At 41.1% G+C, this 20,054-nt stretch carries 23 protein-coding genes and 1 riboswitch; of the genes, 9 read left to right on the top strand and 14 right to left on the bottom strand.

Annotated features, from left to right (window positions below; translation table 11 throughout):
* Nucleotides 1–349: 349 nt before the first annotated feature.
* Together V7266_RS14740 and V7266_RS14735 are read right to left on the bottom strand one after the other, a co-directional pair.
* On the bottom strand, nucleotides 350–1,627 hold the full coding sequence (locus tag V7266_RS14740; protein ID WP_335468649.1) for a UDP-glucose dehydrogenase family protein: 1,278 nt from the start codon (nucleotides 1,625–1,627) through the stop codon (nucleotides 350–352).
* A gap of 535 nt (nucleotides 1,628–2,162) precedes the next feature.
* On the bottom strand, nucleotides 2,163–2,309 hold the full coding sequence (locus tag V7266_RS14735) for a hypothetical protein (RefSeq protein ID WP_335468648.1): 147 nt from the start codon (nucleotides 2,307–2,309) through the stop codon (nucleotides 2,163–2,165).
* 140 nt (nucleotides 2,310–2,449) lie between these two features.
* Between V7266_RS14735 and V7266_RS14730 the strand changes: the two genes are divergently transcribed.
* A complete protein-coding gene (locus V7266_RS14730; protein ID WP_335468647.1) occupies nucleotides 2,450–2,704 on the top strand; it encodes a hypothetical protein in 255 nt (84 codons plus the stop codon).
* 41 nt (nucleotides 2,705–2,745) lie between these two features.
* Here V7266_RS14730 and V7266_RS14725 read toward each other — a convergent pair whose 3' ends face one another.
* On the bottom strand, nucleotides 2,746–2,910 hold the full coding sequence (locus V7266_RS14725; RefSeq protein ID WP_335468646.1) for a hypothetical protein: 165 nt from the start codon (nucleotides 2,908–2,910) through the stop codon (nucleotides 2,746–2,748).
* 53 nt (nucleotides 2,911–2,963) lie between these two features.
* Nucleotides 2,964–3,050: riboswitch (cyclic di-GMP riboswitch) on the bottom strand.
* A 175-nt stretch (nucleotides 3,051–3,225) separates the two neighbouring features.
* Between V7266_RS14725 and V7266_RS14720 the strand changes: the two genes are divergently transcribed.
* Nucleotides 3,226–3,972, top strand: a complete 747-nt coding sequence (locus V7266_RS14720) for a M15 family metallopeptidase (RefSeq protein ID WP_335468645.1) — start codon at nucleotides 3,226–3,228, stop codon at nucleotides 3,970–3,972.
* Nucleotides 3,973–4,125: 153 nt separating this feature from the next.
* On the opposite strand, the gene V7266_RS14715 is transcribed toward V7266_RS14720, so the two are convergent.
* Both V7266_RS14715 and V7266_RS14710 read right to left on the bottom strand, forming a co-directional pair.
* Nucleotides 4,126–5,310: a toxic anion resistance protein gene (locus V7266_RS14715; RefSeq protein WP_335468644.1), complete on the bottom strand. Its 1,185-nt coding sequence runs from the start codon at nucleotides 5,308–5,310 to the stop codon at nucleotides 4,126–4,128.
* Nucleotides 5,307–5,963, bottom strand: a complete 657-nt coding sequence (locus V7266_RS14710) for a 5-bromo-4-chloroindolyl phosphate hydrolysis family protein (RefSeq protein WP_335468643.1) — start codon at nucleotides 5,961–5,963, stop codon at nucleotides 5,307–5,309. The genes V7266_RS14715 and V7266_RS14710 overlap by 4 nt, the downstream gene beginning before the upstream one ends.
* A 403-nt stretch (nucleotides 5,964–6,366) precedes the next feature.
* On the opposite strand from V7266_RS14710, the gene V7266_RS14705 reads away from it, so the two are divergent.
* Nucleotides 6,367–6,921 carry a hypothetical protein gene (locus tag V7266_RS14705; protein WP_335468642.1) on the top strand — a complete coding sequence of 185 codons (555 nt, stop codon included), beginning with the start codon at nucleotides 6,367–6,369 and terminating at the stop codon, nucleotides 6,919–6,921.
* Between the two features lie 37 nt (nucleotides 6,922–6,958).
* Here the strand turns inward: V7266_RS14705 and gloA2 are convergent, their stop codons facing one another.
* Nucleotides 6,959–7,345, bottom strand: coding sequence for an SMU1112c/YaeR family gloxylase I-like metalloprotein (gloA2, locus tag V7266_RS14700; RefSeq protein ID WP_335468641.1), 387 nt, complete (start codon nucleotides 7,343–7,345; stop codon nucleotides 6,959–6,961).
* Between the two features lie 322 nt (nucleotides 7,346–7,667).
* On the opposite strand from gloA2, the gene V7266_RS14695 reads away from it, so the two are divergent.
* The gene (locus V7266_RS14695) at nucleotides 7,668–9,047 is read left to right on the top strand and encodes a S1C family serine protease (RefSeq protein WP_335468640.1); all 1,380 of its coding nucleotides are present in this window, start codon (nucleotides 7,668–7,670) and stop codon (nucleotides 9,045–9,047) included.
* A gap of 314 nt (nucleotides 9,048–9,361) precedes the next feature.
* A complete protein-coding gene (locus tag V7266_RS14690; protein WP_335468639.1) occupies nucleotides 9,362–9,622 on the top strand; it encodes a hypothetical protein in 261 nt (86 codons plus the stop codon).
* A 77-nt stretch (nucleotides 9,623–9,699) separates the two neighbouring features.
* Here V7266_RS14690 and V7266_RS14685 read toward each other — a convergent pair whose 3' ends face one another.
* Entirely contained in the window at nucleotides 9,700–10,317 is a 618-nt protein-coding gene (locus tag V7266_RS14685) for a transposase (RefSeq protein WP_335468638.1), read from the bottom strand.
* Between the two features lie 340 nt (nucleotides 10,318–10,657).
* Between V7266_RS14685 and V7266_RS14680 the strand changes: the two genes are divergently transcribed.
* Nucleotides 10,658–10,909, top strand: coding sequence for a hypothetical protein (locus tag V7266_RS14680; RefSeq protein ID WP_335468637.1), 252 nt, complete (start codon nucleotides 10,658–10,660; stop codon nucleotides 10,907–10,909).
* Nucleotides 10,910–10,976: 67 nt separating this feature from the next.
* Here V7266_RS14680 and V7266_RS14675 read toward each other — a convergent pair whose 3' ends face one another.
* The 6 genes from V7266_RS14675 to V7266_RS14650 form a co-directional block, all read right to left on the bottom strand.
* Entirely contained in the window at nucleotides 10,977–11,420 is a 444-nt protein-coding gene (locus V7266_RS14675; protein ID WP_335468636.1) for a ferritin-like domain-containing protein, read from the bottom strand.
* Nucleotides 11,421–11,570: 150 nt separating this feature from the next.
* Nucleotides 11,571–12,476, bottom strand: a complete 906-nt coding sequence (galU, locus tag V7266_RS14670) for a UTP--glucose-1-phosphate uridylyltransferase GalU (protein ID WP_335468635.1) — start codon at nucleotides 12,474–12,476, stop codon at nucleotides 11,571–11,573.
* A 298-nt stretch (nucleotides 12,477–12,774) separates the two neighbouring features.
* Nucleotides 12,775–13,128, bottom strand: coding sequence for a hypothetical protein (locus tag V7266_RS14665; RefSeq protein ID WP_335468634.1), 354 nt, complete (start codon nucleotides 13,126–13,128; stop codon nucleotides 12,775–12,777).
* A gap of 294 nt (nucleotides 13,129–13,422) precedes the next feature.
* Complete coding sequence (gene galE / locus V7266_RS14660; protein ID WP_335468633.1) at nucleotides 13,423–14,394, bottom strand: UDP-glucose 4-epimerase GalE; 972 nt, start codon at nucleotides 14,392–14,394, stop codon at nucleotides 13,423–13,425.
* Nucleotides 14,395–14,529: 135 nt separating this feature from the next.
* Nucleotides 14,530–15,846 (bottom strand): ammonium transporter, encoded by a 1,317-nt coding sequence (locus tag V7266_RS14655; protein WP_335468632.1) that lies wholly within the window; start codon nucleotides 15,844–15,846, stop codon nucleotides 14,530–14,532.
* Nucleotides 15,846–16,211: a P-II family nitrogen regulator gene (locus tag V7266_RS14650; RefSeq protein WP_335468631.1), complete on the bottom strand. Its 366-nt coding sequence runs from the start codon at nucleotides 16,209–16,211 to the stop codon at nucleotides 15,846–15,848. The genes V7266_RS14655 and V7266_RS14650 overlap by 1 nt, the downstream gene beginning before the upstream one ends.
* 204 nt (nucleotides 16,212–16,415) lie before the next feature.
* On the opposite strand from V7266_RS14650, the gene V7266_RS14645 reads away from it, so the two are divergent.
* The 3 genes from V7266_RS14645 (at nucleotide 16,416) to V7266_RS14635 (ending at nucleotide 18,533) form a co-directional block, all read left to right on the top strand.
* Nucleotides 16,416–16,598 carry a hypothetical protein gene (locus tag V7266_RS14645; RefSeq protein ID WP_335468630.1) on the top strand — a complete coding sequence of 61 codons (183 nt, stop codon included), beginning with the start codon at nucleotides 16,416–16,418 and terminating at the stop codon, nucleotides 16,596–16,598.
* Nucleotides 16,599–16,650: 52 nt separating this feature from the next.
* Nucleotides 16,651–17,040: an SPOR domain-containing protein gene (locus V7266_RS14640; protein ID WP_335468629.1), complete on the top strand. Its 390-nt coding sequence runs from the start codon at nucleotides 16,651–16,653 to the stop codon at nucleotides 17,038–17,040.
* 191 nt (nucleotides 17,041–17,231) lie between these two features.
* Nucleotides 17,232–18,533, top strand: a complete 1,302-nt coding sequence (locus V7266_RS14635) for an NCS2 family permease (RefSeq protein WP_335468628.1) — start codon at nucleotides 17,232–17,234, stop codon at nucleotides 18,531–18,533.
* Nucleotides 18,534–18,577: 44 nt separating this feature from the next.
* On the opposite strand, the gene V7266_RS14630 is transcribed toward V7266_RS14635, so the two are convergent.
* Nucleotides 18,578–19,843, bottom strand: a complete 1,266-nt coding sequence (locus V7266_RS14630) for an MFS transporter (protein ID WP_335468627.1) — start codon at nucleotides 19,841–19,843, stop codon at nucleotides 18,578–18,580.
* Between the last annotated feature and the right edge of the window lie 211 nt (nucleotides 19,844–20,054).

Below are 20,054 nucleotides of genomic sequence, written 5' to 3'. Positions count from 1 at the left end.
TAGTTTTCAAAGAGCAATTTATTGAGACAACTTTTATATCTTATCAGTTATCTGTTTTGTTGTCAACCTTTTTTAACAACTACTTTTTAATTGTTTAGTAGTTTCGCTGACAGCTTCTATATATTAGCACCCTGATTTAAAGATGTCAACCTTAATTATTATATTAAAAAAGTATACTTTTCTTCCTCTTTATCTTTACGTAACAAAAACCTATCTAGACGCCGGGTTTCTTTTTTAAACAAAATCCTCAAATCAAGGTTAGATACAATGATTTATATTCTTCTTTAACGATATAATTTTCCGAAGCAAAAGGAAAAAGAGCTCAAGTCGGAGCTCTTTTTTTCCGTAATTAATGATTAGCAATTCCTAAATAGGAAAATCCTAAACTCTCAAGTTGAACCTTATCTAACATATTTCGCCCATCAATAATGATAGGTTGTTTCATTATCGGTTTAATACTTGACCAGTTCAGATTCTTATAAGCATCCCAATCCGTGCAGATCACAGTGACATCCGCACCGGCAACCGTTTCTTCAACGGTCTTAAATTGCTGTAGATTGTTCAGAGTGACGATTGGATCATGCGCACGGATCACAGCTTGTTCTGCTTCCAAGCGTTTGATTAAAACCAGACTTGGCGATTCTCTTGTATCATCGGTGTTTGCTTTAAATGCTAACCCTAACACTGCTATCGTCTTATTTTTTAATTCCTCTCCAAGGATAGTTTTCATTTTATCTATTAAATATAAAGGCTGATCATCATTTACGTTCACAACGCTCTCTAAGACCGAAAGTGGAAGCTTGTGGTCCTTAGCTGCTTTAATTAAAGCACTGACGTCCTTTGGAAAACAAGAACCTCCGTAACCCATGCCCGCCCGAAGAAAATGAGTCCCAATCCGATGGTCCATTCCCATTCCAGCGGAAACATCATTTATATTGATATTTAGAAGATCACATAGCCTAGCTAATTCATTAATAAAGGAAATTTTTGTAGCGAGGAAGGAGTTCGAAGCGTACTTGATCATTTCTGATGCCTTGGGATTCGTTTCAAGTATCGGACACGTAAAAGATTGATATAGTTGGCGCATCACTTTTCCAGCCGTTTCACTTGTAGTGCCAATCACGATTCGGTCAGGATTTAATGCGTCGTGAAGAGCTGACCCCTCTCTTAAGAATTCGGGATTACTGACCACATCGAAAGGAATAGTAGTTGTTTGCTTATCACTGACCCATTGGCTGACCAAATCCGCGGTCCCGACCGGCACTGTGCTTTTGGTGACGATCACTTTATATTGGTTCATATAGCTGCCTATTGTTTCGGCCACATTTTTTACATAGGTGAGATCTGCACTTCCATCCATGCCTTGTGGTGTACCAACACAAATAAAAATGACATCATTCTCTTTTATTGCTATTTCTGTATCTTTTGTAAAAGTAATCTGTTTGGACGCCACGTGCTTGCGAAGTAACACATCAAGTCCCGGCTCGTAGAAATGAAGTTTCCCGGCTCGCAGCGCTTGAATTTTGTTGTCATCCAGATCTAACCCCGTGACCTGATGCCCCATCTCACAAAATACAAGTCCTGTTGTCGTCCCCACATACCCTGTTCCGACGATTAATATTTTCAAGTGAACAAATCCTCCTTTGGTTTCATTAATACTTAATCCATGGCTTGTATAACTTTTCGCCAGCGATTGGATTCGATTTTCAAACTACTATAAGATATTCAGCAAAGGTTGGGGAGGAAGGTTGTCCAACAGAGAACGGGCTTTAAATGGGGCTCTTAGATTAGTTTTCCATGGTGACTGGAGGATGTTTTTTAGTAAGGAATGTCACCAACGTTAGGTGACATATGTCATTTCGTTATTTGAATATAGGCATTAAGTCTAGGGAAATGTAAGGGTTTTTCTCACAGGTTATTAACAAATTGGGAGAGGCTATCCACAGAGTGATGTAAGATATCAACAGTTTCCTTCTATTTATTCACATATTATGTGGATATCTTCTGAATTTTTTTTAGTCTCCATACTTGATTTTTGGATATCCACACACATGTGTTTTTTATCCACAATATTCACAATATTACCCACAAATATTTGTAATCTATCCACATTAGACTCTGACTTGTCCACAAAAAAAGCCTAGACATAAATCTAGGTCTTTTCACTCACCTTCCGATTGCTCATCTTGGCTTGTGGAATCATTTTTTTGTTCAACTATTTCCGCAAGTTCACCAGTATCACCTTTTGCGTTGATAATTTCAAAAATTTGATTAAGCCCTTGACTTGTTTCATCATTATTCTTTTTCATACGGTTCTCTCCTTTTGTATGACTATTTTCCCTTTTTGAAGGATGTCGAAAACATTCTTGTCCACCTTGACAATTTTCTTCTATTTTCACTATTAGTATTTGCTATTCTTTAAAGAAATAATAGATAGGGGGAGAAATTGATGTATTTTGAATCATTGTTAGATGCCGTACTAGGAGAACGACAAATATTCCATATTATCGAATGCCCTGTCTGCGGTTTGGAAGAAATTTATTATGAACACTGCGTAACAAAGAGATTAATTGGCCGCGCCTGCCGAAATTGTAACTTTGTTCAGAAGTTTGAAAATAGAAAATCAGAAGCGTCTCTTAAGCCCAATAGTGGCTGTACGCTGAAGCTAGACCATTTTCCTTATTTAAAAAACAGAAAAGCCTAGGATTTGATCCTAGGCTTCTCTTTTTCAATCTTTGTTATCCGTTACATTTTTAAGCCAATTTCGACTGCCTTACTGTTGTGGTAGAGTGCTTTAACTTTTAGCTTCATTCTAAGCTCCTCGTTCAGGCAATCCTGCTGCAGCAGTTGATGGTGCCGATGCTGAAATAAATGATAATAGTATTTGACCTTTTTTAATAGTTTTAACACATGAAACCCTCCTCAATTGTGGTTGTTTACATAAACCGCAGGAGTTTGTCGTGTTCGGTAACTGGCGAGCATCGTTTAGAAAAACCTTAGCCCCTGTAGTTTTGCGTCACCATTTTTCAATGGCTTTGCCGTTTCGTACGATTTATGTGCTTATAAAAAAACTATAAGGAACACTTTTAAAAAATTAAAGAGGCTTTGGTCCCATCATTTTGTATCGTGTTAAAGACGTCGCTTTTGTGGATCTTAGATGTTTCAAAGTCCTTCATTATGTCCATATTGTTAAGGAAGTGAATTTATTAAAAAAGGACGTTTACTATGACAAAACTACCTTTATTAATGGTCTCTATGGTACTAATTGGAAGCGCGCTGGCTGGATGCTCATTGAAACAAAATTTTGTTGATAGTCACCCGACTGCTCCCAGTAAAAATGTGTTGACTGCGAAGAACCTAAACAATAAGAAAAGTATTGAGGTTGTCGCCAATCCCTCAGCCATACCGGTCTTAGTTAATAAGTATAATAAACTTCCTGAAAGTTATACGCCGAGTGATTTGGTTGACCCTGACATCCCGTTTACTTTTAAAGAGAAAGTGGAAAAACGTATGATGCGAAGCAGTGCAGCTCAAGCTATTGAAAGAATGTTTGCCGGGGCGAAACAAGATGGAGTCAGCCTTCTTGGTGTTTCAGCTTATCGTTCTCATGCAGCACAAACAGCTTTGTTTAATCACTATGTAAGTATCGATGGGGTTAAAGCAGCGAAGACATACAGTGCTGTGCCAGGAACCAGCGAGCATGAGACAGGTCTTGCTATTGATGTAACGGGCGGTGACGGCAAATGTGCGGCAGAGGATTGTTTTGCAGGGACGGCTGCTGCTAAGTGGCTGGAAAAGCACGCCGACGAATATGGATTTATCATTCGTTATCCAAAGGGGAAAGATGATATAACTGGCTACCAATATGAACCATGGCATCTGCGCTATGTTGGCAAAACAGTAGCACAGGAAATCATAAGCCGAAAAATCACGCTCGAAGAATACCAAGAAACCATCCAGGTAAATAAATAGAACTTGCGGTGCCATTTTGGTGACAGGCACCATTTGTGATACCTTGATAGTAGAAATGGTGACAGGCACCATAGAAAACGGGGGTCCCAGCTGCGTTTCTTTTGCAGTGAGGACCCCCGTTTCTTCTTATTTCTGGAGTATCATTCTTAAGTGTTATTGGTTATTTCCCTTTATTTCTAGCAGTTTAAGGCGCAGGTCGTTTTCCATGTTGGCGAGTTCTTGTTCGGCGAGCCGGCGTTTGGTACGGCCTTCTTCTTGGATTCGCATGGTTTCCTCTAAAGTGGAAATTAAGCTTTCCTGGGTTTTCTTTAATGTTTCGATATCAACGAGACCGCGTTCATTTTCTTTCGCCGTTTCAATGGTATTGGTTTTTAACATTTCAGCATTTTTTAATAAAAGCTCATTGGTCGTCTTCGAAACCTGTTTTTGGGCCTCTACCGCATGACGCTGACGGATTAGGGTTAGCGCGATCGCCACCTGATTTTTCCACAATGGAATCGCAGTCATGATCGATGATTGGATTTTTTCCACCAAGGCTTGGTTGGTATTTTGAATCAATCGAATTTGCGGAGCACTTTGAATCGTGATCTCCCTGCTTAATTTCAAATCATGCAGACGCTTGTCTAACCGGTCCGCAAATTGAATCATATCATTGACCTCTTGAAACTTCATTTGGTCGTTGGCCGCTTCGGCTTCTTTTTTCAACTGCGGAATGATTTTCGTCTCCATTTCTTCGAGTTTGATTTCCCCGGCTGCTATATAAATATTAAGAGCATGAAAGTATTCCTTATTGGTTTCATAAAGCTGTTCGAGCAGTTTAATATCCGAAAGCAGCACGTTTTTACTCCGGTCCAACTTTACACTAATCCGGTCAATCTGCGCTCCAGTTTTTTGGTATTTAGATAGAACCTCCTGGATGGAGCCCGATATTTTTCCAAACATACGAGCAAATAAGGATGGCTTCCCATCCTTTAATTCATCCGGATTGACCTCATTTAACCTTTTCATCAGATCATTAATGATTTCACCTATTTCCCCAACATCCTGTTTCTGTACGTGCTCGAGCATGGTATGGGAGAACGATAATAGCTTTCCTTGGGCTTGGGTACCGTAAGAAATCATCGCCTGATGATTGGCCGGGTCAATTTGTTGGGCAAGCTGGTAGGCCTTGGCCCGATTTTCCTCTGGAATGACATCTATCAACTTGACTGGCCGTGCTTCACTTGTTTGCGGTGTCTGCTTTTTAGCAAGGTTAACTGGTTCGGTTTCTCCAAAAGGATTGGCAAGAATATCATCTAATAAATCCCCGGTTTTGGGAATTGAATTTTGTTCACTCATTTTAGCCACCTATTTTCTTCAGGAAATTTTAATTCCTTTTTCTTTTGAATCGTATGTTTCGCGACATCTATTTCGAAATTTAAGGTATTGATATCATCGGATATGACCCGGTATAAATCTTCTTCTATTACTTTAGATAATTCATTTAATGTTTTACGAGTTTCAATGAGGGATTGGCCCATCTCACTATTTTGTTTTGGCTGTGAAGAAAGGAAACTATATTTTTCTGTCAGTTCAACGAGTGAGTCGAGGTGCGAGAAATAAAATTCTTCCGCCTGGTAGAATCGCCTTGGCTCCTTCGTAGTCATCTTGTGTATTTTTTTTGTAATTCTGTTTATGTCAATTCGCTGCTTTACTGAATAAATATCACGAATTTTAAAGATGCTTTTATTCAATCGTTTAATTTTTAGTTTTGCTTCTTTAAGGTTGTTTTTAATATAACGGTATTCCTTCCTCGTGAGCTGATGCTTTTTTAAATAGCTGGTGTTTTGAAATAACGAGAGAATGATATGGGTAAGAGCCCCGCCAAGTATCGCGATCAAGGTTGATGACCAGAAAGTAAAATCGAGCGGGATGTAACAGACAAGCCATGTAATGACAGTGACGGGAACGGCCACAAACGAGCGAATAAGGAATGCAACTATTGGGTTCATAATGGATCGACTCCTGACTTAATAATCCTTTATATTGATACGAATGAAGTAAATGAATGTTTCACAAACATGAAAATTTCATTGAAATTTTGCAGAATATGACATTAATTACACTTCTACAATACACGAAAAAACTCCTCCCTGCCATAGACCACAAACGGAAAGAACTCTAAGACTTAAGACGTATTTTTTATTGAGAAGGTTGCAATTTGAAGTTCGTCGGTTTCAAACTGTAATCATTGTGTTTGCAGTGCTAATGGTGACAGGCACCACCAGTGAACGAGCGGGAGCTTTCTTCCTGTTTTTGGTTATTTGACCAAGTACGGGCTGATACCCAAGAATTATTAGAGTTAGCTCAAAGACTATAGTGAAGATAGTGAAAATTAGAAAGGAGTATGGAACATTGTATTTTCATTATAAGGAACCTATGCATCATCTTGGAATGAACCAGCAGCCTAGGAATCATCATTATTTTGGCGAAAAATCTCACTCTGGGGAATCCCACCATCAGGTACAACACCACCACGATTATCAGCATACTAATGGAGGACATTACCAGCACAATCATTCTTTTGGGAGCCCTTCTCCCATCGGGGATGGAGGATTATTTCAGAATGGAGGGCACGGGCATCATGGGTACCATGGGCATCCATCACACTCAGGGGCTGGTCTTGGGGCATTGGGTAGTTTACTTGGATTTGGATTAAGCTATCTGGGTGCCGGTGGGATGAAAGGAACGCTGCCAGGTAGTTTTGGAGGTGATGGAGGGTTCCCACCACCTAATCCAGGGCCGTATGGCTACGGTTTCGGAAGTGCTGGTAGCGGATTTCCAGGGACAGTCCCAGCTCCCTATTCAGGATTATCACCAGCTAGTTTAACTTCCTATCCGCAGCCATTTTCAAGTTTCAGCGGCGGCTATGGTACCTGGTCACCAAGTGAATATGGAATTCCAAGATGAGCGTAGTAGAAATGGTGACAGGCACCGTTTTTAACTTTTAGCCTTCATAAAGTTCAATGGGAAGGCCGTCCGGGTCTGTGAAGAATGTGTATTTTTTGTTTGTGTATGGATCGACCCGGATGGGTTCTACTGAAATATCATGCTTCGCTAACTCAGCTACTTCTTCCTCGATGTTTTCTACCTCAAAAGCTAAGTGTCTTAACCCCACTGCTTCTGGACGATTCAGTCTTGCTGGCGGGTTCGGAAAAGAAAACAACTCGATTTGGTAGTGTCCTCCTACTTCTAAATCCAGCTTATACGAATCCCTTTCCTCACGATACACTTCATTTATGGGCATTAACCCTAAAATCCGCACATAAAAATCCTTTGATTTTTCATAATTCGAGCAAATAACTGCCACGTGATGAATCTTCTTTAACTTCATGTGATTAACTCCCCTTTCATGGAGGCTGTCAAGCCACCATCATGTTTACACCCATTATGACTTACATGATAACAAATTCTTCATTGAGCTAAAAGGCAGTAAAGTGGCTCGGCTGCTCCCTTCCATCAAAATCACCTTGAGCCTTGCCTATTGAAACAAAAATTTCATCCTAACAGCCCGGCGACTTTTACACACCTCTATAGTTCTTAAGACCTAGAAAATTTTCATCAAATTTTAATAATTTAACATAAGACAATTTCCCATTCCCATACCAAGGAATATATTGCAGAGTAAATTTTAAAATCAACCAAGAGGTGATATTTTGAAAAAAAAGGCCCTTTTTACCATACCGATTAGTTTACTGCTTATAGCGGTAATTATTGCCTCCTTTTTCCTAATAAATATAAAACCAGACGAAGGAAAAATTGCGAAGGCGCAGAAGCTTGCTGAATTTACAAAACCGGCAGTTGTAAGAATTGTCGATTATACCGTGGTCAGCTGGAAGTTTAACAATCCCGATGATCCTGAAGTGATGGCCATACTTGAACAATTAAAAAATCAATCGGTAGTGGGAGGATCTGGGTCTGGGGCCATCATCAGCTCGGATGGCTATATTGTCACCAATGCCCACGTAGTGGAAGCGACTCAAAAGAAAGATGAAGACATAGCTAATGAAGCTTTTGAACAATTAGTTTCTATTGTGGCTGATTATTTTAAAGTAGATTACGAGACTGCCTATAATTACATGGTGGCATATACCCAATACACGGATATTCAACGAGTATTAAAGGTGGTATTACCAGGTGGAGATGTCCTCGATGGAGAGGTTAAAAGCTATGGTGCCCCTATTAATGAAGGAAAAGATGTCGCCGTTTTAAAAATTGAAGGAAAAAACCTGCCTACCATCCCGCTTGGAAATTCAGATGATATTCAAAACCAAGAAAATATTTGGGTAAGCGGATACCCTGCCGCAGCTGATTCTGATCTTTTATCACCAGATTCATCATTAGTTTCTTCGATGACGGCTGGTCAAATCTCTGCTACGTCGAAAAAGACGGAACAGGGAAGTCCGGTTATTCAAATTAATGCGGCAGCAACCCACGGGAACAGTGGCGGACCAGTCATTAATGATAAAGGGCAAATCATTGGACTATTAACCTTTAGAGGCGATACAGTCAACGGCCAAGAGGTCCAAGGCTTTAATTTTGCTGTACCAGTCAATACAGTGAAGGAATTTGTCAATCAGGCAGGGGTAAGAAATACGAAGAGTGAAACCGATCAGCTATTCCAGGAAGGGTTGGAATTATATTGGGGCGGTTATTATAAACATGCTTTAGAAAAATTCGAGGCGGTTCAGCGGATCTATCCAAATCATTCGGAGATCAAACAATATATTACCAATGCGGAAAAGAAAGTTGATAGCAGTAAAACGCTATGGTCCGATTATGCTACAACCTTCTATATCGTCGATGGCGTAGCAGGATTGCTCGTTCTCATCCTTTTAGTGTTTACTTTTGTCGGGGGTAAATCCAGGAGTTCCGCTGCAGTTGTCGCTCCACCTGCCGCCGGGCCTGCTCCGACACCGGCCGCACCTGAAAACACCATACAAGACTTAAACAACGATGGCAAAATTGACGTCCAAGACATCCTCCTCGCCCTCGAAGAACACCAGAAAAAGCAACAGAAGAAAGACGAAGAATAAAGTAGCTGTTGATAATGGAAATGGTGCCTGTCACCATTTATAACTGGGGTGCAGTGTTTTCACTGCATCCCTTTAATTTCGGTCGTTGCTATCAATATCGCCATTGGTTTTGTGGAAATACGACGACTTAGTGCAAATAAAGTATAACTACGACTCTGCGGTTCATTTGAGATGGTTATTGATAAAATGGAGTGATGGGCAGGTGACTGAAAATCTGTTCATGACCTTTGGATTAACGTTATTAGCTGTCCTCGCAACAGGAATTGGCAGCCTCCGTTCCTTTCTTTATACAGCTTGATTGGAGAATAGCCGTCATGGCACTCAGCTTACTACTATTTATAAAAAGAAAAGCAAAGACAGAGAAGGCAGCAATGCCCTCTCTGTCTTTGCCAAGTAGATTTTTGTCCATGATTGGAGGCTGTGACTCATTGCACTATAGTGAGATTACAAATGGTGCCTGTCACTGTTTACACCATATTGAGATGGATGACTTCTTGGATGGTGGTTTGGTCGTTGATGATGGGGCTCCCTTGGAGGTCTGCAATGGTCCGGGCCAGCCTTATAATTTTATTTAGCTACGGTTACTCCCATTTTTCTTTTCAGCTATCTTACACTCTCAAGGTAGCCGTCCATTCCTTTAAGCCGATACTCGTTACTCGAGCCCACATCGATACCACTCCCCCTCCCGCCTGAGGAGTTTTCCGTCTTCCCAGAAAAATTTATCGGACTTAGGAGCATTTATATATTGTTGATAATATTGGGATGCAGGATCAGGAAAGTAAGATAAAATCGGTTGGGGGTCAATGAGCGGATGAACTTCACCATACACATAAGTTCTGTAGCTGCTCCAGGGGTAATCTTCGGGGGATGAGACCATTCCGGCCTCTACCGGGTTTAGATGAATATATTTGCTGACATCAATCTCATATTCGCGAGAGTTGAGAAGCTCATCACCATAGCGTTTTTCAAACACGTGGCCGGTGAACTCATATTTTTTGTTGAAATATTTCGCGTACTTCGTATTGAGATTTTTCATGATCACGCTTAGAGGAGTTTCAAGTGTTTTCAACTGGAGGTGGGTATGGTTGGTCATCAAGCAGAAAGTATGGAGCTGAAAGGGATAACGCATTCGTGTTTCTTCAACAAGGTTGAGATACCTCTGATAATCCTCCTCTTCCAAAAACAACGAGCTCTTCCGGTTCCCCCTGCAGGTCACATGATACTTCGCCCCTTCAAACCACATACGGACATTTCTTACCAATAAAATCACTCCCTTATCCTTGATAAAAAGATTTGGTGTCAGGCACCTTTTCCTCGATTTACACAATGAGTATAGCACATACAGTGACAGGCACCTTTTCCCTCTTTCCCATTATACTAATATTTTCCATTCTAGACTCTGATTTATGAGGATGTAACAAAATGTTCAAAGGTTGGGGCTAAGTATCATTAGCATCCTGTCTAACTTTTGGCGGCTTTTGTCCTTAAAAAACGGCCAAGCTTGATTTTTCTATAAACGTATAAAAGGTCCTAAGTTTTAATATTTATCTATAAGGTAAAGGAAGTTTTACTCACAACTACTTTCAACGAAAGGGGGAATGTCTCTGGAAATGGTAAGAATGATTCAGCGAATAATCGGTGTTCTCCTTCTGGTGTACGGTATTTACCTAATTTTCGGTACACAGGAGTTCTTTGGTACCATATTAATTATTTTGGCCTTCTTAATTTTCCCAAGCCTAAACAACAAGAAAAGCAATGCCGACAGTACTCATCATGATGATTATAACCACGATACTGAATCATCCTCTGACCATAATCATTCACACGAAAGCAGCAATTCAACCGGGGACAGCGGGGACTGATTCCCTTCCAGCCTAGCACTCAGCCCGCTAAAATGCCCCCATATTCTTTCACTGGGGGCAGTTACATCTATGATTTACCTTTTGTAAAAAAGTACAAAAACCACACAGCATGATTTTGTTCGTCAACCGCCGCTCTCCTAAATGCCGCTTGAACCATTGGATCAGTGGCCTTATCGGCGATTTCCATATAAAAATCGACTGTTTTCTGTTCATCCTCAATCGCAAATTTTAACCCTTTTACATAACTGTCAGGACATTCTTCCGTGATTTTCGGCTGAGGCGGATGCCCAGTTAATCTTTGATAAAGATGGACAAACTGCTGATAATGCCTGACCTCATCCTCACGAATCTCCAAGATCTGCTCCCGCTCTTTCTTATTTGAAGCTAAATTGGCTAACCTTGTATAACATTCAATGGCGCTATATTCACCATTTATTGCCTGTTCAATTTCTTGTATTAAGGCATTCGACTGTCTATATACCGCATCATAATAATTTGTATATGGATACATAGGAACCCTCCCAATTTCATCATTATCCATCCTATGAATAATCACCAATTAGGTGTCTGCCTTTACAAACAATGCGCAAGGCCAACCATACAAAAAAGCCGCGACTTATCGGGGTTGCCCCAATAAGCCGCGGCTGGTGCCTGACACCATTTACACTTCCTGGATGTTGATATTCGGATTGTTTTCATGTTCTTTGATGAGGTCTTTTAGGAATTGTATGAGTTCGTCTTGGAGTTCTTCTTGCTGCAAGGCGAATTCGACGGTCGTTTTGACGAAGCCGATTTTTTCACCGACATCGAACCGCTTTCCTTCAAAGTCATAAGCAAACACGCGTTGAATTTGGTTGAGTTTATGAATCGCATCGGTTAACTGGATCTCACCGCCTGCACCTGCTTCCTGCTGATCAAGATACATAAAGATTTCAGGAGTTAAGATATATCTCCCCATAATTGCAAGATTAGATGGAGCGGTCCCCGGTGCTGGCTTTTCAACAAAATGTTTAACTTGATAACGTCTGCCCTCCGGTTCAAAAGGGTCCACAATACCATATCGATGTGTCTCATTCATCGGTACATGCTGTACACCTATAATAGACGAGAAAGTCGCTTCATATTGATCAATTAACTGCTTTAAACAAGGCGTCTCACTTTGGACGATATCATCACCCAGCAGAACCGCAAATGGTTCATCCCCAATAAAATTACGCGCACACCAAACGGCATGGCCCAGCCCTTTAGGCTCTTTCTGACGAATATAGTGAATATCAGCAAGGTTAGACGTATAGTTGACTTTACTTAATAGATCCCATTTTTCTTTTTCCATTAAATTTTTCTCAAGCTCAGGGGCAAAATCAAAGTGATCTTCAATCGCACGTTTCCCTTTACCCGTTACGATAATGATATCCTCAATCCCTGAATCAATCGCTTCTTCCACGATATATTGAATCGTTGGCTTATCCACGATCGGCAGCATTTCCTTAGGCATGGCTTTCGTCGCTGGTAAAAAACGTGTACCCAGCCCAGCAGCCGGGATAATCGCCTTACGAACTTTTTTCACAACTATCTCTCTCCTTCACACAATTTCAATTTATGTAATATAATAACAATATTTTTATCTATTCACCATAATTAACTAAATTAATTATACCATACATAATCGTTCAAAAACCCAATTCAATTGACCGCCCTTGAAACAAAAAAAGCCGTGAGAACAATCAATTCTCACAGCATTATTAAGTAATCAATATAGTAAATGGTGCCTGTCACTAATTACTAGTTGTTGGCATTGTTAATGGTGACAGGCACCATTAACTATTCATTGACATTGTTTATGGTGACAGGCACCAACTTGGGCTTTATCTTTCGTTAATGTATTTGTTTAGGCGTTTCCTGATTTCGGCTTCTTCTTTTCCGGATAAAATGTGGTAAGTTGGGATGACGACCTTTCCTGCACTGCCGTAATTTATAACAAATGCGGGCGTCTTTATCCCTAACATACCAACAGGAGCGCTCGAAACTTGTTCTAATTTGGTAATGTTCTTTCTTTTAATCGAATGTCCTTTTACAAATAAATGATTCTCATCATAACCAACCAATACCGGTTTTTTTACCATTAGAATTGTCATTAAGATAAACAGCCTGCCAAAAAAGCCAATACCGGCAATGCCGGCGATCACGGAAATGACCTTCCGAAATAAACTGGCATCCAAAAAACTAACCTGCTAACATTAGCAAAATTGCCACAATCACAAATACGCCGGAGACAATGAACCGGAGAAAAACGGAGGATTTTCGGTACGAAATGATATTCACTATTTCACCTGCTAATTAGAAGCCAACACCTAATATTGCTGCTTCTCAGATTTGAATACCGCTATATCCGATACAACAATAATCATAATAAATTTCCACCCTTGAAACACGAGAAGATCGAATGAAATATACCAAGAAAATTCTTTTAAAAAAAGCAATGCACCGTTAATATAGTGCATTGCTTTTACTAATTAATATAGTTGATTCTGATGCCATTTCCAGGCATCGGCAATAATCTTCTCTAGATTGCGCTCCGCTTTCCAGTCAAGTTCCATGAAAATTTTATTAGACGAAGCTACTAATCTAGCAGGATCCCCTGCACGGCGGTCCGCCATTTCTACGTTCGCCTTAATTCCCGTCACTCGTTCACAAGTCTCAATGACTTCCTTAACCGAATAGCCATGACCGTTTCCTAAATTATAGGTCTCAGCGGTTTTTTCCCCTGATAACAAGGCTTCTAGGGCAAGAATATGAGCCTTGGCCAAGTCGGTTACATGGATATAATCACGGATGCAGGTGCCATCCTCTGTATCATAATCCGATCCAAACACAGAGATTTTTTCCCGAGTCCCTAACAGCTGCTGAAGAATAATTGGAATTAAGTGCGTTTCCGGCTCATGGCTTTCGCCAATTGCCGCTGATTGATGAGCACCCGCCGCGTTAAAGTAACGAAGTACAACATAATTCAACCCATAGGATTTTGAAAAATCAGCCAGCATCTGCTCAACCATTAACTTAGATTGTCCATAAGGATTAATCGGAGCAGTCTTACTCTCTTCATCAATTAACTTCACATCAGGAATCCCATATGTAGCAGCAGTAGAAGAAAAAATAAAGTTTTTGACTTTAAATTTAATCATCACTTTTAACAACGTTAAGGTAGAAGCCACATTATTTTCATAGTATTTCAATGGGTCTATAACAGACTCTCCGACCAAGCTATAAGCAGCAAAGTGCATAACGGCTTTAATAGGATAACTTCTGAACACCATTTGCAGGTCTTCCTCGTTACCGAGGTCCCCTTTAACAAAAATGGCACGCTTATCAACCGCTTCACGGTGACCGGTTGATAGATTGTCCAGTACGACAACATCCTCTTTTTCTACTAATTCCTTTACGAGATGGCTACCAATGTAACCAGCTCCGCCAACGACGAGAATCATATTCATTTCCCCTTAGCTAGAATTAAAAACCTTTCCTATTATAGCATTTTTCAGAAAAAACAGCCCTCAGTTAGGATTTAACAATAATTTCCTTAAAAACAAAAAAGCGGGATTCCTGCGAATCCAGCTTTTTTCTTAAAATGAATTGCCCGCTTTTACTTTGGTACTAGAGGGCGAGGCCACCGTGATCCCCGTTGTCTCCTCGAAATTAAACAAGCTTGCCGGTATATCCGTAAACCGCTCCAACTCGTTATACGCTGGAATACCATGGTAGGACATATCTAAGCCCTCATCTTCTTCCCGCTCAGTAGCGCGGAGGCCAACCGTCTTTTCACATACCTTCGCCATAAACGTCCCGCCAATTAAACCCCAAGCCAGCACAACCACCGCGCCTAATAGCTGAACAAGGATGAGTGAAACATGACCAGTGGTCAATAAACCGTCCGTTTTATCAAACAAGCCTACTGCAATCGTTCCAAAAATCCCGCTAAAACCGTGGACTGCAACCGCTCCAACCGGATCATCTACCTTTAAATAATCAACAAATAGCGTAGCATAAATGACCAAGATACCGCTAACCAGCCCAATGATAACAGCAGACCATTCCGAAACATAGGCACACCCGGCGGTAATCGCAACTAATCCAGCCAACACGCCATTAATCGTCATACTCGGGTCTGCTTTCCCAAACTTCTTCATGGTTAAAAATAAAGCAGCTGTTCCTCCGCTCGCTCCAGCAAGCATCGTATTAATCGCAACCGGTGCAAGTACAGGACTTGATGCATCCAATGTACTGCCGGCATTAAAAGCAAACCAGCCAAACCAAAGGATAAACGCTCCTGCCGAAGCTAACGGGATGTTACTTGGCGCAAATACATTCACACTGCCATCTGAATTAAATCGGCCCTTCCTTGGTCCGAGCCATTTGGCCATCGCCAATGCTGCACAGCCGCCAACTGCATGAATCGCCGCCGATCCGGAAAAATCTTTAAAACCGAGCTTCGCTAACCAGCCGTCACTATTCCAAATCCAATGTCCGCTCATCGGATAGATCACTATACTGATAAGTGCTGCCGTCACCACATAGGCCTTGAAATTCATGCGTTCTGCGACTGCACCTGAAATAATCGAAATACTCGCAACCGCAAATCCCATTTGAAAAAGAATAAAGGCCGTACTAGGCAAATGAATGGCAAGATGAATTTTTTCAGGGCTTCCAAATAAGTTTGTTCCAATGAATCCGAAAGCATCTTTCCCAAACATAACGCCAAATCCAACCATCCAAAATGCTAAGGCACCAATTGTTAAGTCCACGAAAATTTTCATCGTCACATTCACTGCATTTTTCGTGCGGACAAAACCGGCTTCAAGTAAGCTAAATCCGCCTTCCATAAACAATACCATTGCCGCTGCCAAAACAATCCAAACTGTATTGATATACGTCAGTACCATTATCGTCCTTCCTCCCGGTTTACTAAATCGTCAATATCATCATCAAATTCTCCAGTGCGAATGTTATAGGCTTCTAGAATCGGATAGACATAGATTTTCCCATCGCCTTCCTCTCCAGTCTGCGCTGCCTTGACAATCGTCTGAATGGTCGAATCTACTAAATAATCGGATAGAACAATTTCTAATTTCACCTTAGGGTGCAGGGTCACTTGATAATTTTTCCCGCGATACACACCTTTTGTATCCTTTTGTTTCCCGCGCCCTACAACTTGGGAAACCGTAAAACCAGTGATGCCGATACTTTTTAATCCCTTAATCGTCTCTGTGAGCCGTTCAGGTCTAATGATTGCCTCTATTTTTTTCATGGAAACACCTCCATGTTATATTTCCTTACATCAATATGATAAAATATATAACATTTACCTCCTCAACGTCAATTAATATTTTTAACCAATTTTTATATTCTGAATTTTTCTGAAAAATGTTGGTCAAAAATTTAATAAAAACGTAAGGCTTACCTATTAAAATAGCGTTATCAAATGTGAACATGCCGCCAGGAGGAAGGAACCATGAAACGGTCACTTCGTATAAAAAGTATCTTTATCGGACTATATAGCAGTTTATTTTTCTTATTGCTTTACTTGACAAATCATCACCAGACCTTGGCTGATCTAGGCATTAATGTGTTTTCGATTGGAGCTTGCCTGATTACACTCGTCTGGATGATCAAAACCTTTAAAACATCAAGTTAAATCAATTAATAGACCGCGGCCAGAAAAAGGCCAACTTCCACGTGAATCGAACATGCCGTCCCTTTTATCAGAAAATGGTTTTATCGATAATTCCCATGATGCCGCGTTAATGAAGCAATCCAGCTGGCGTCAGAATGTCGCTCAAGGCCATGCCAACGGGATCGCTTTAGCATTTAATCTTAAAAGAAAACCGGCCGATCCTGGGACAGGCACTCTATACAAGGTCATTGCAGGTTCGTTTCAGTCAAGAGAAAATGCCGATGAACGGGTCGCCTACCTTTCCTCAAAAGGAATCGATTCATTTGTGACAACCATCACGATTTCAGGTAAAACTTGGTACCGTGTACAAGCCGGGGCTTATGCCAGCCGGGATAATGCTGAAGATCGTTTAGACGAGCTGAAGCGGGCAGGTATTACCGATGCGTTTATTATCGCCGAATAATTTTTTGAAATAGTCACTCATTACCATAGTGAGGGGCTTTTTCTTTTGCCAACTATGAATTTTTTTTGACAATAACCTTGCTTAGTCTAAGGTAATATAGGAAAAAATAAAGATTACCTATTGATAGTCAACTTAAAAACGAATAATATAGTAAAGTCGCTAAAAATTGTTCGTATTTTGGAGGATCCTATATGTTTAGATTGAAAGAAAATCATACTAATACAAAAACAGAGCTGATGGCTGGGATTACGACCTTTTTCACTATGGTCTATATCGTGGTCGTCAATCCTGTTATTCTGGCTGATGCCGGCGTACCATTTGAACAGGTCTTTTCCGCAACCATTATCGCCGCTTTGGTTGGTACCCTTTGGATGGGGCTTTTCGCTAATTACCCGATTGCTATCGCACCGGGGATGGGATTGAATGCCTTCTTCGCCTATTCAGTTGTCGGCGGCCACCAGGGGATTAGCTATCAAACTGCCTTCGCCGCTGTGTTCGTAGCCGGAATTATTTTTGTTATTTTATCGTTAACACCGTTTCGGGAAAAATTGATTGAGGCGATTCCGGAGAATTTAAAGCACGGCATTACCGCTGGAATTGGTTTATTTATCGCGTTTATCGGCTTGCGTCAAACTAAAATTATTACTGCTCATCCTTCTAATTTAGTCGGTTTGGGTGACCTGCATTCGTCTTCAGCCCTATTAGCCATTGTAGGGTTGGCTGTTACTTTGATTTTGATGGTCCTTAGAGTCAATGGTGCCTTGTTTTTTGGAATGATTGTTACCGGGGTGATTGCTTACTTTACCGGGCAGCTTTCCTTTGATAAGGGATTCATGTCACTTCCATCTCTTCCGGAAGGGCTGATGATCGGAAATCCGATCACTGCCTTTGGTGATGTTATTCAACACAGTCTTTATGCTGTAGTCTTTTCGTTTATCCTTGTGACGATCTTTGATACAACAGGAACGATGATCGGGGTTGCCAATCAAGCCGGTTTAATGAAGGGCGACAAGCTGCCGCGTGCTAGACAGGCCCTGCTCTCTGACTCACTTGCGACATTGGTCGGATCGATTTTTGGGACAAGCCCGACAACTGCGTTTATTGAATCGACTTCCGGCGTTGCCGCAGGCGGACGAACTGGTTTAACCTCAGTAACGGTGTCAGTTTTATTTTTGGTGTCTGCTTTCTTCGGACCGCTTGTTAGTGCCGTGTCGGGAATTGCTGCGATAACCGCACCAGCGTTAATTATTGTCGGCAGTTTAATGATGGGCAGTATTGCTAAGATTAACTGGAATGAATTAGATGAAGCGTTTCCGGCCTTCCTTACCGTTTTAAGTATGCCGCTGACCTCTAGTATTTCAACAGGAATCGCGCTCGGATTTATCAGTTTTCCTATTCTAAAATTGGTAAAAGGGAAATGGCGTGAGATTCATCCATTACTCTATGTGTTTGCGGTATTGTTCTTTATTCAATTAGCATTCTTGCAGTTCTAATAGCAGAAAGACGTAAAAAAAGAGTCCGAATCCGGACTCTTTTTTTATGCTGTTATTTCACTTGGCTGTTTTGCTTCGTGGCGTTGTTCTTTTATAAAGATTCCGCCGATTAATCCGAGAAGTGAGAAAATGACTGGTATGAGAAATCCATAATGATACCCAACACTTACGGCAGAAGTATGAAAATGGTCTAATACCTTACCAAAAATACTTGGCAGCAGCACCGCACTTAAAAAGCCCCCTGTATTCGCGAAGCCCGAAACGACACCGACTTCCTTCATATCAAATGACTTCCGAACGATCGCAAACGTTAAGGAGCTCGAACCATTCCCATAACCAATCAGCCAAAAGATAATCACGAGCATATAGTATGGCGGCTTTCCACTATAAAATAAAACGAGCCAGCTGATAAAAGCAATCACATGGACCACGATAAATGGACGCTTAATCGAATCAATTTTGCTTGAGAGCCAGCTTGTCAGCGGCGCTCCAACGAGTGCGCCGATCAATCCTATCATCACAAGCTGGCTTGATTGCGAACGTGTCATATCATACACATGCATCCCATAAGGAACCGCCCAAGACCCAATAAATCCCACGTAGGTCCCTACTAAGCCAAAATGACAGAAGAACGCAGCCCAAGCCTGACGGCTCGAAAAAATCCGCCGCAGAACGATGATTGTTTTTTCGCGCGGTTTCTTTTGTTTCACTTTGGCAGCATCATGTTTAAATAACTGTTTTGATTTTTTTTCGAGTACAAAGTATAGCAGCACGGCGCTTAAAACCAGGACAATTCCTGTGATAAAAAAGGGCGTGCGCCAGCCTGATAACGAAATCCACGCTGAGAAAGGAACGGTTGCCAGCAGAAAGCCAAAGCTTCCGGCCATTCCCGCGATTCCCAGTAAACCGACGAATTCTCTAACTTTAAACCATTGGCTTAGGATCAAGACGAGGTTGACCCAAATGGTGGCATCTCCTAATCCTGCCATCAATCTCGCTAAAAGAAGAAAAAACGCATTGGGAGCGAGACTGTAGACTAAGGTACCAATTCCGTTCAACAAAGCACCGATGATAAGGAAGAAATTTGGTCCATACCGGTCAGATAGAATTCCAATGGGGATTTGAAATCCCGCATAGGCTAGAAATTGTATGCTTGTCAGCAATCCAATCGTTGCCGCTGTTAAGTTGAAGTCCTTCATTAATTGGTCAGAAATTAAACCCGGTGCTGTCCGTTGACTGACGATTAAAAAATAGGTAACCAAGACCGAGGCAAAAACGACCCATCTATATTTGCTAGTTTGTTTTTTCACTATTCACTACTCCTGTTGCTAGAATCTATTTCATATTATACTCCAATTTATTGATTAGATTTGACTAATTTGGCGTGGTGGCGTTTTCATTTGTAAAAATGATGAAATAGCCTTAGGGAACGGGAGTGTCGCGTTTGGTGAAGGACAATAATTTACTTTGGCACGGTAAAAGTATCCTTCATTCGGGCTATGAAGGACACTTTTTAGTTGA

It is taken from the genome of Neobacillus drentensis, from assembly GCF_036965645.1.
GTDB classification, from domain to species: Bacteria; Bacillota; Bacilli; order Bacillales; family Cytobacillaceae; genus Neobacillus; species Neobacillus drentensis_D.
The sequence above is the reverse complement of the archived record's forward strand: the minus strand, read 5'-3'. Positions and strand labels throughout refer to the sequence as shown.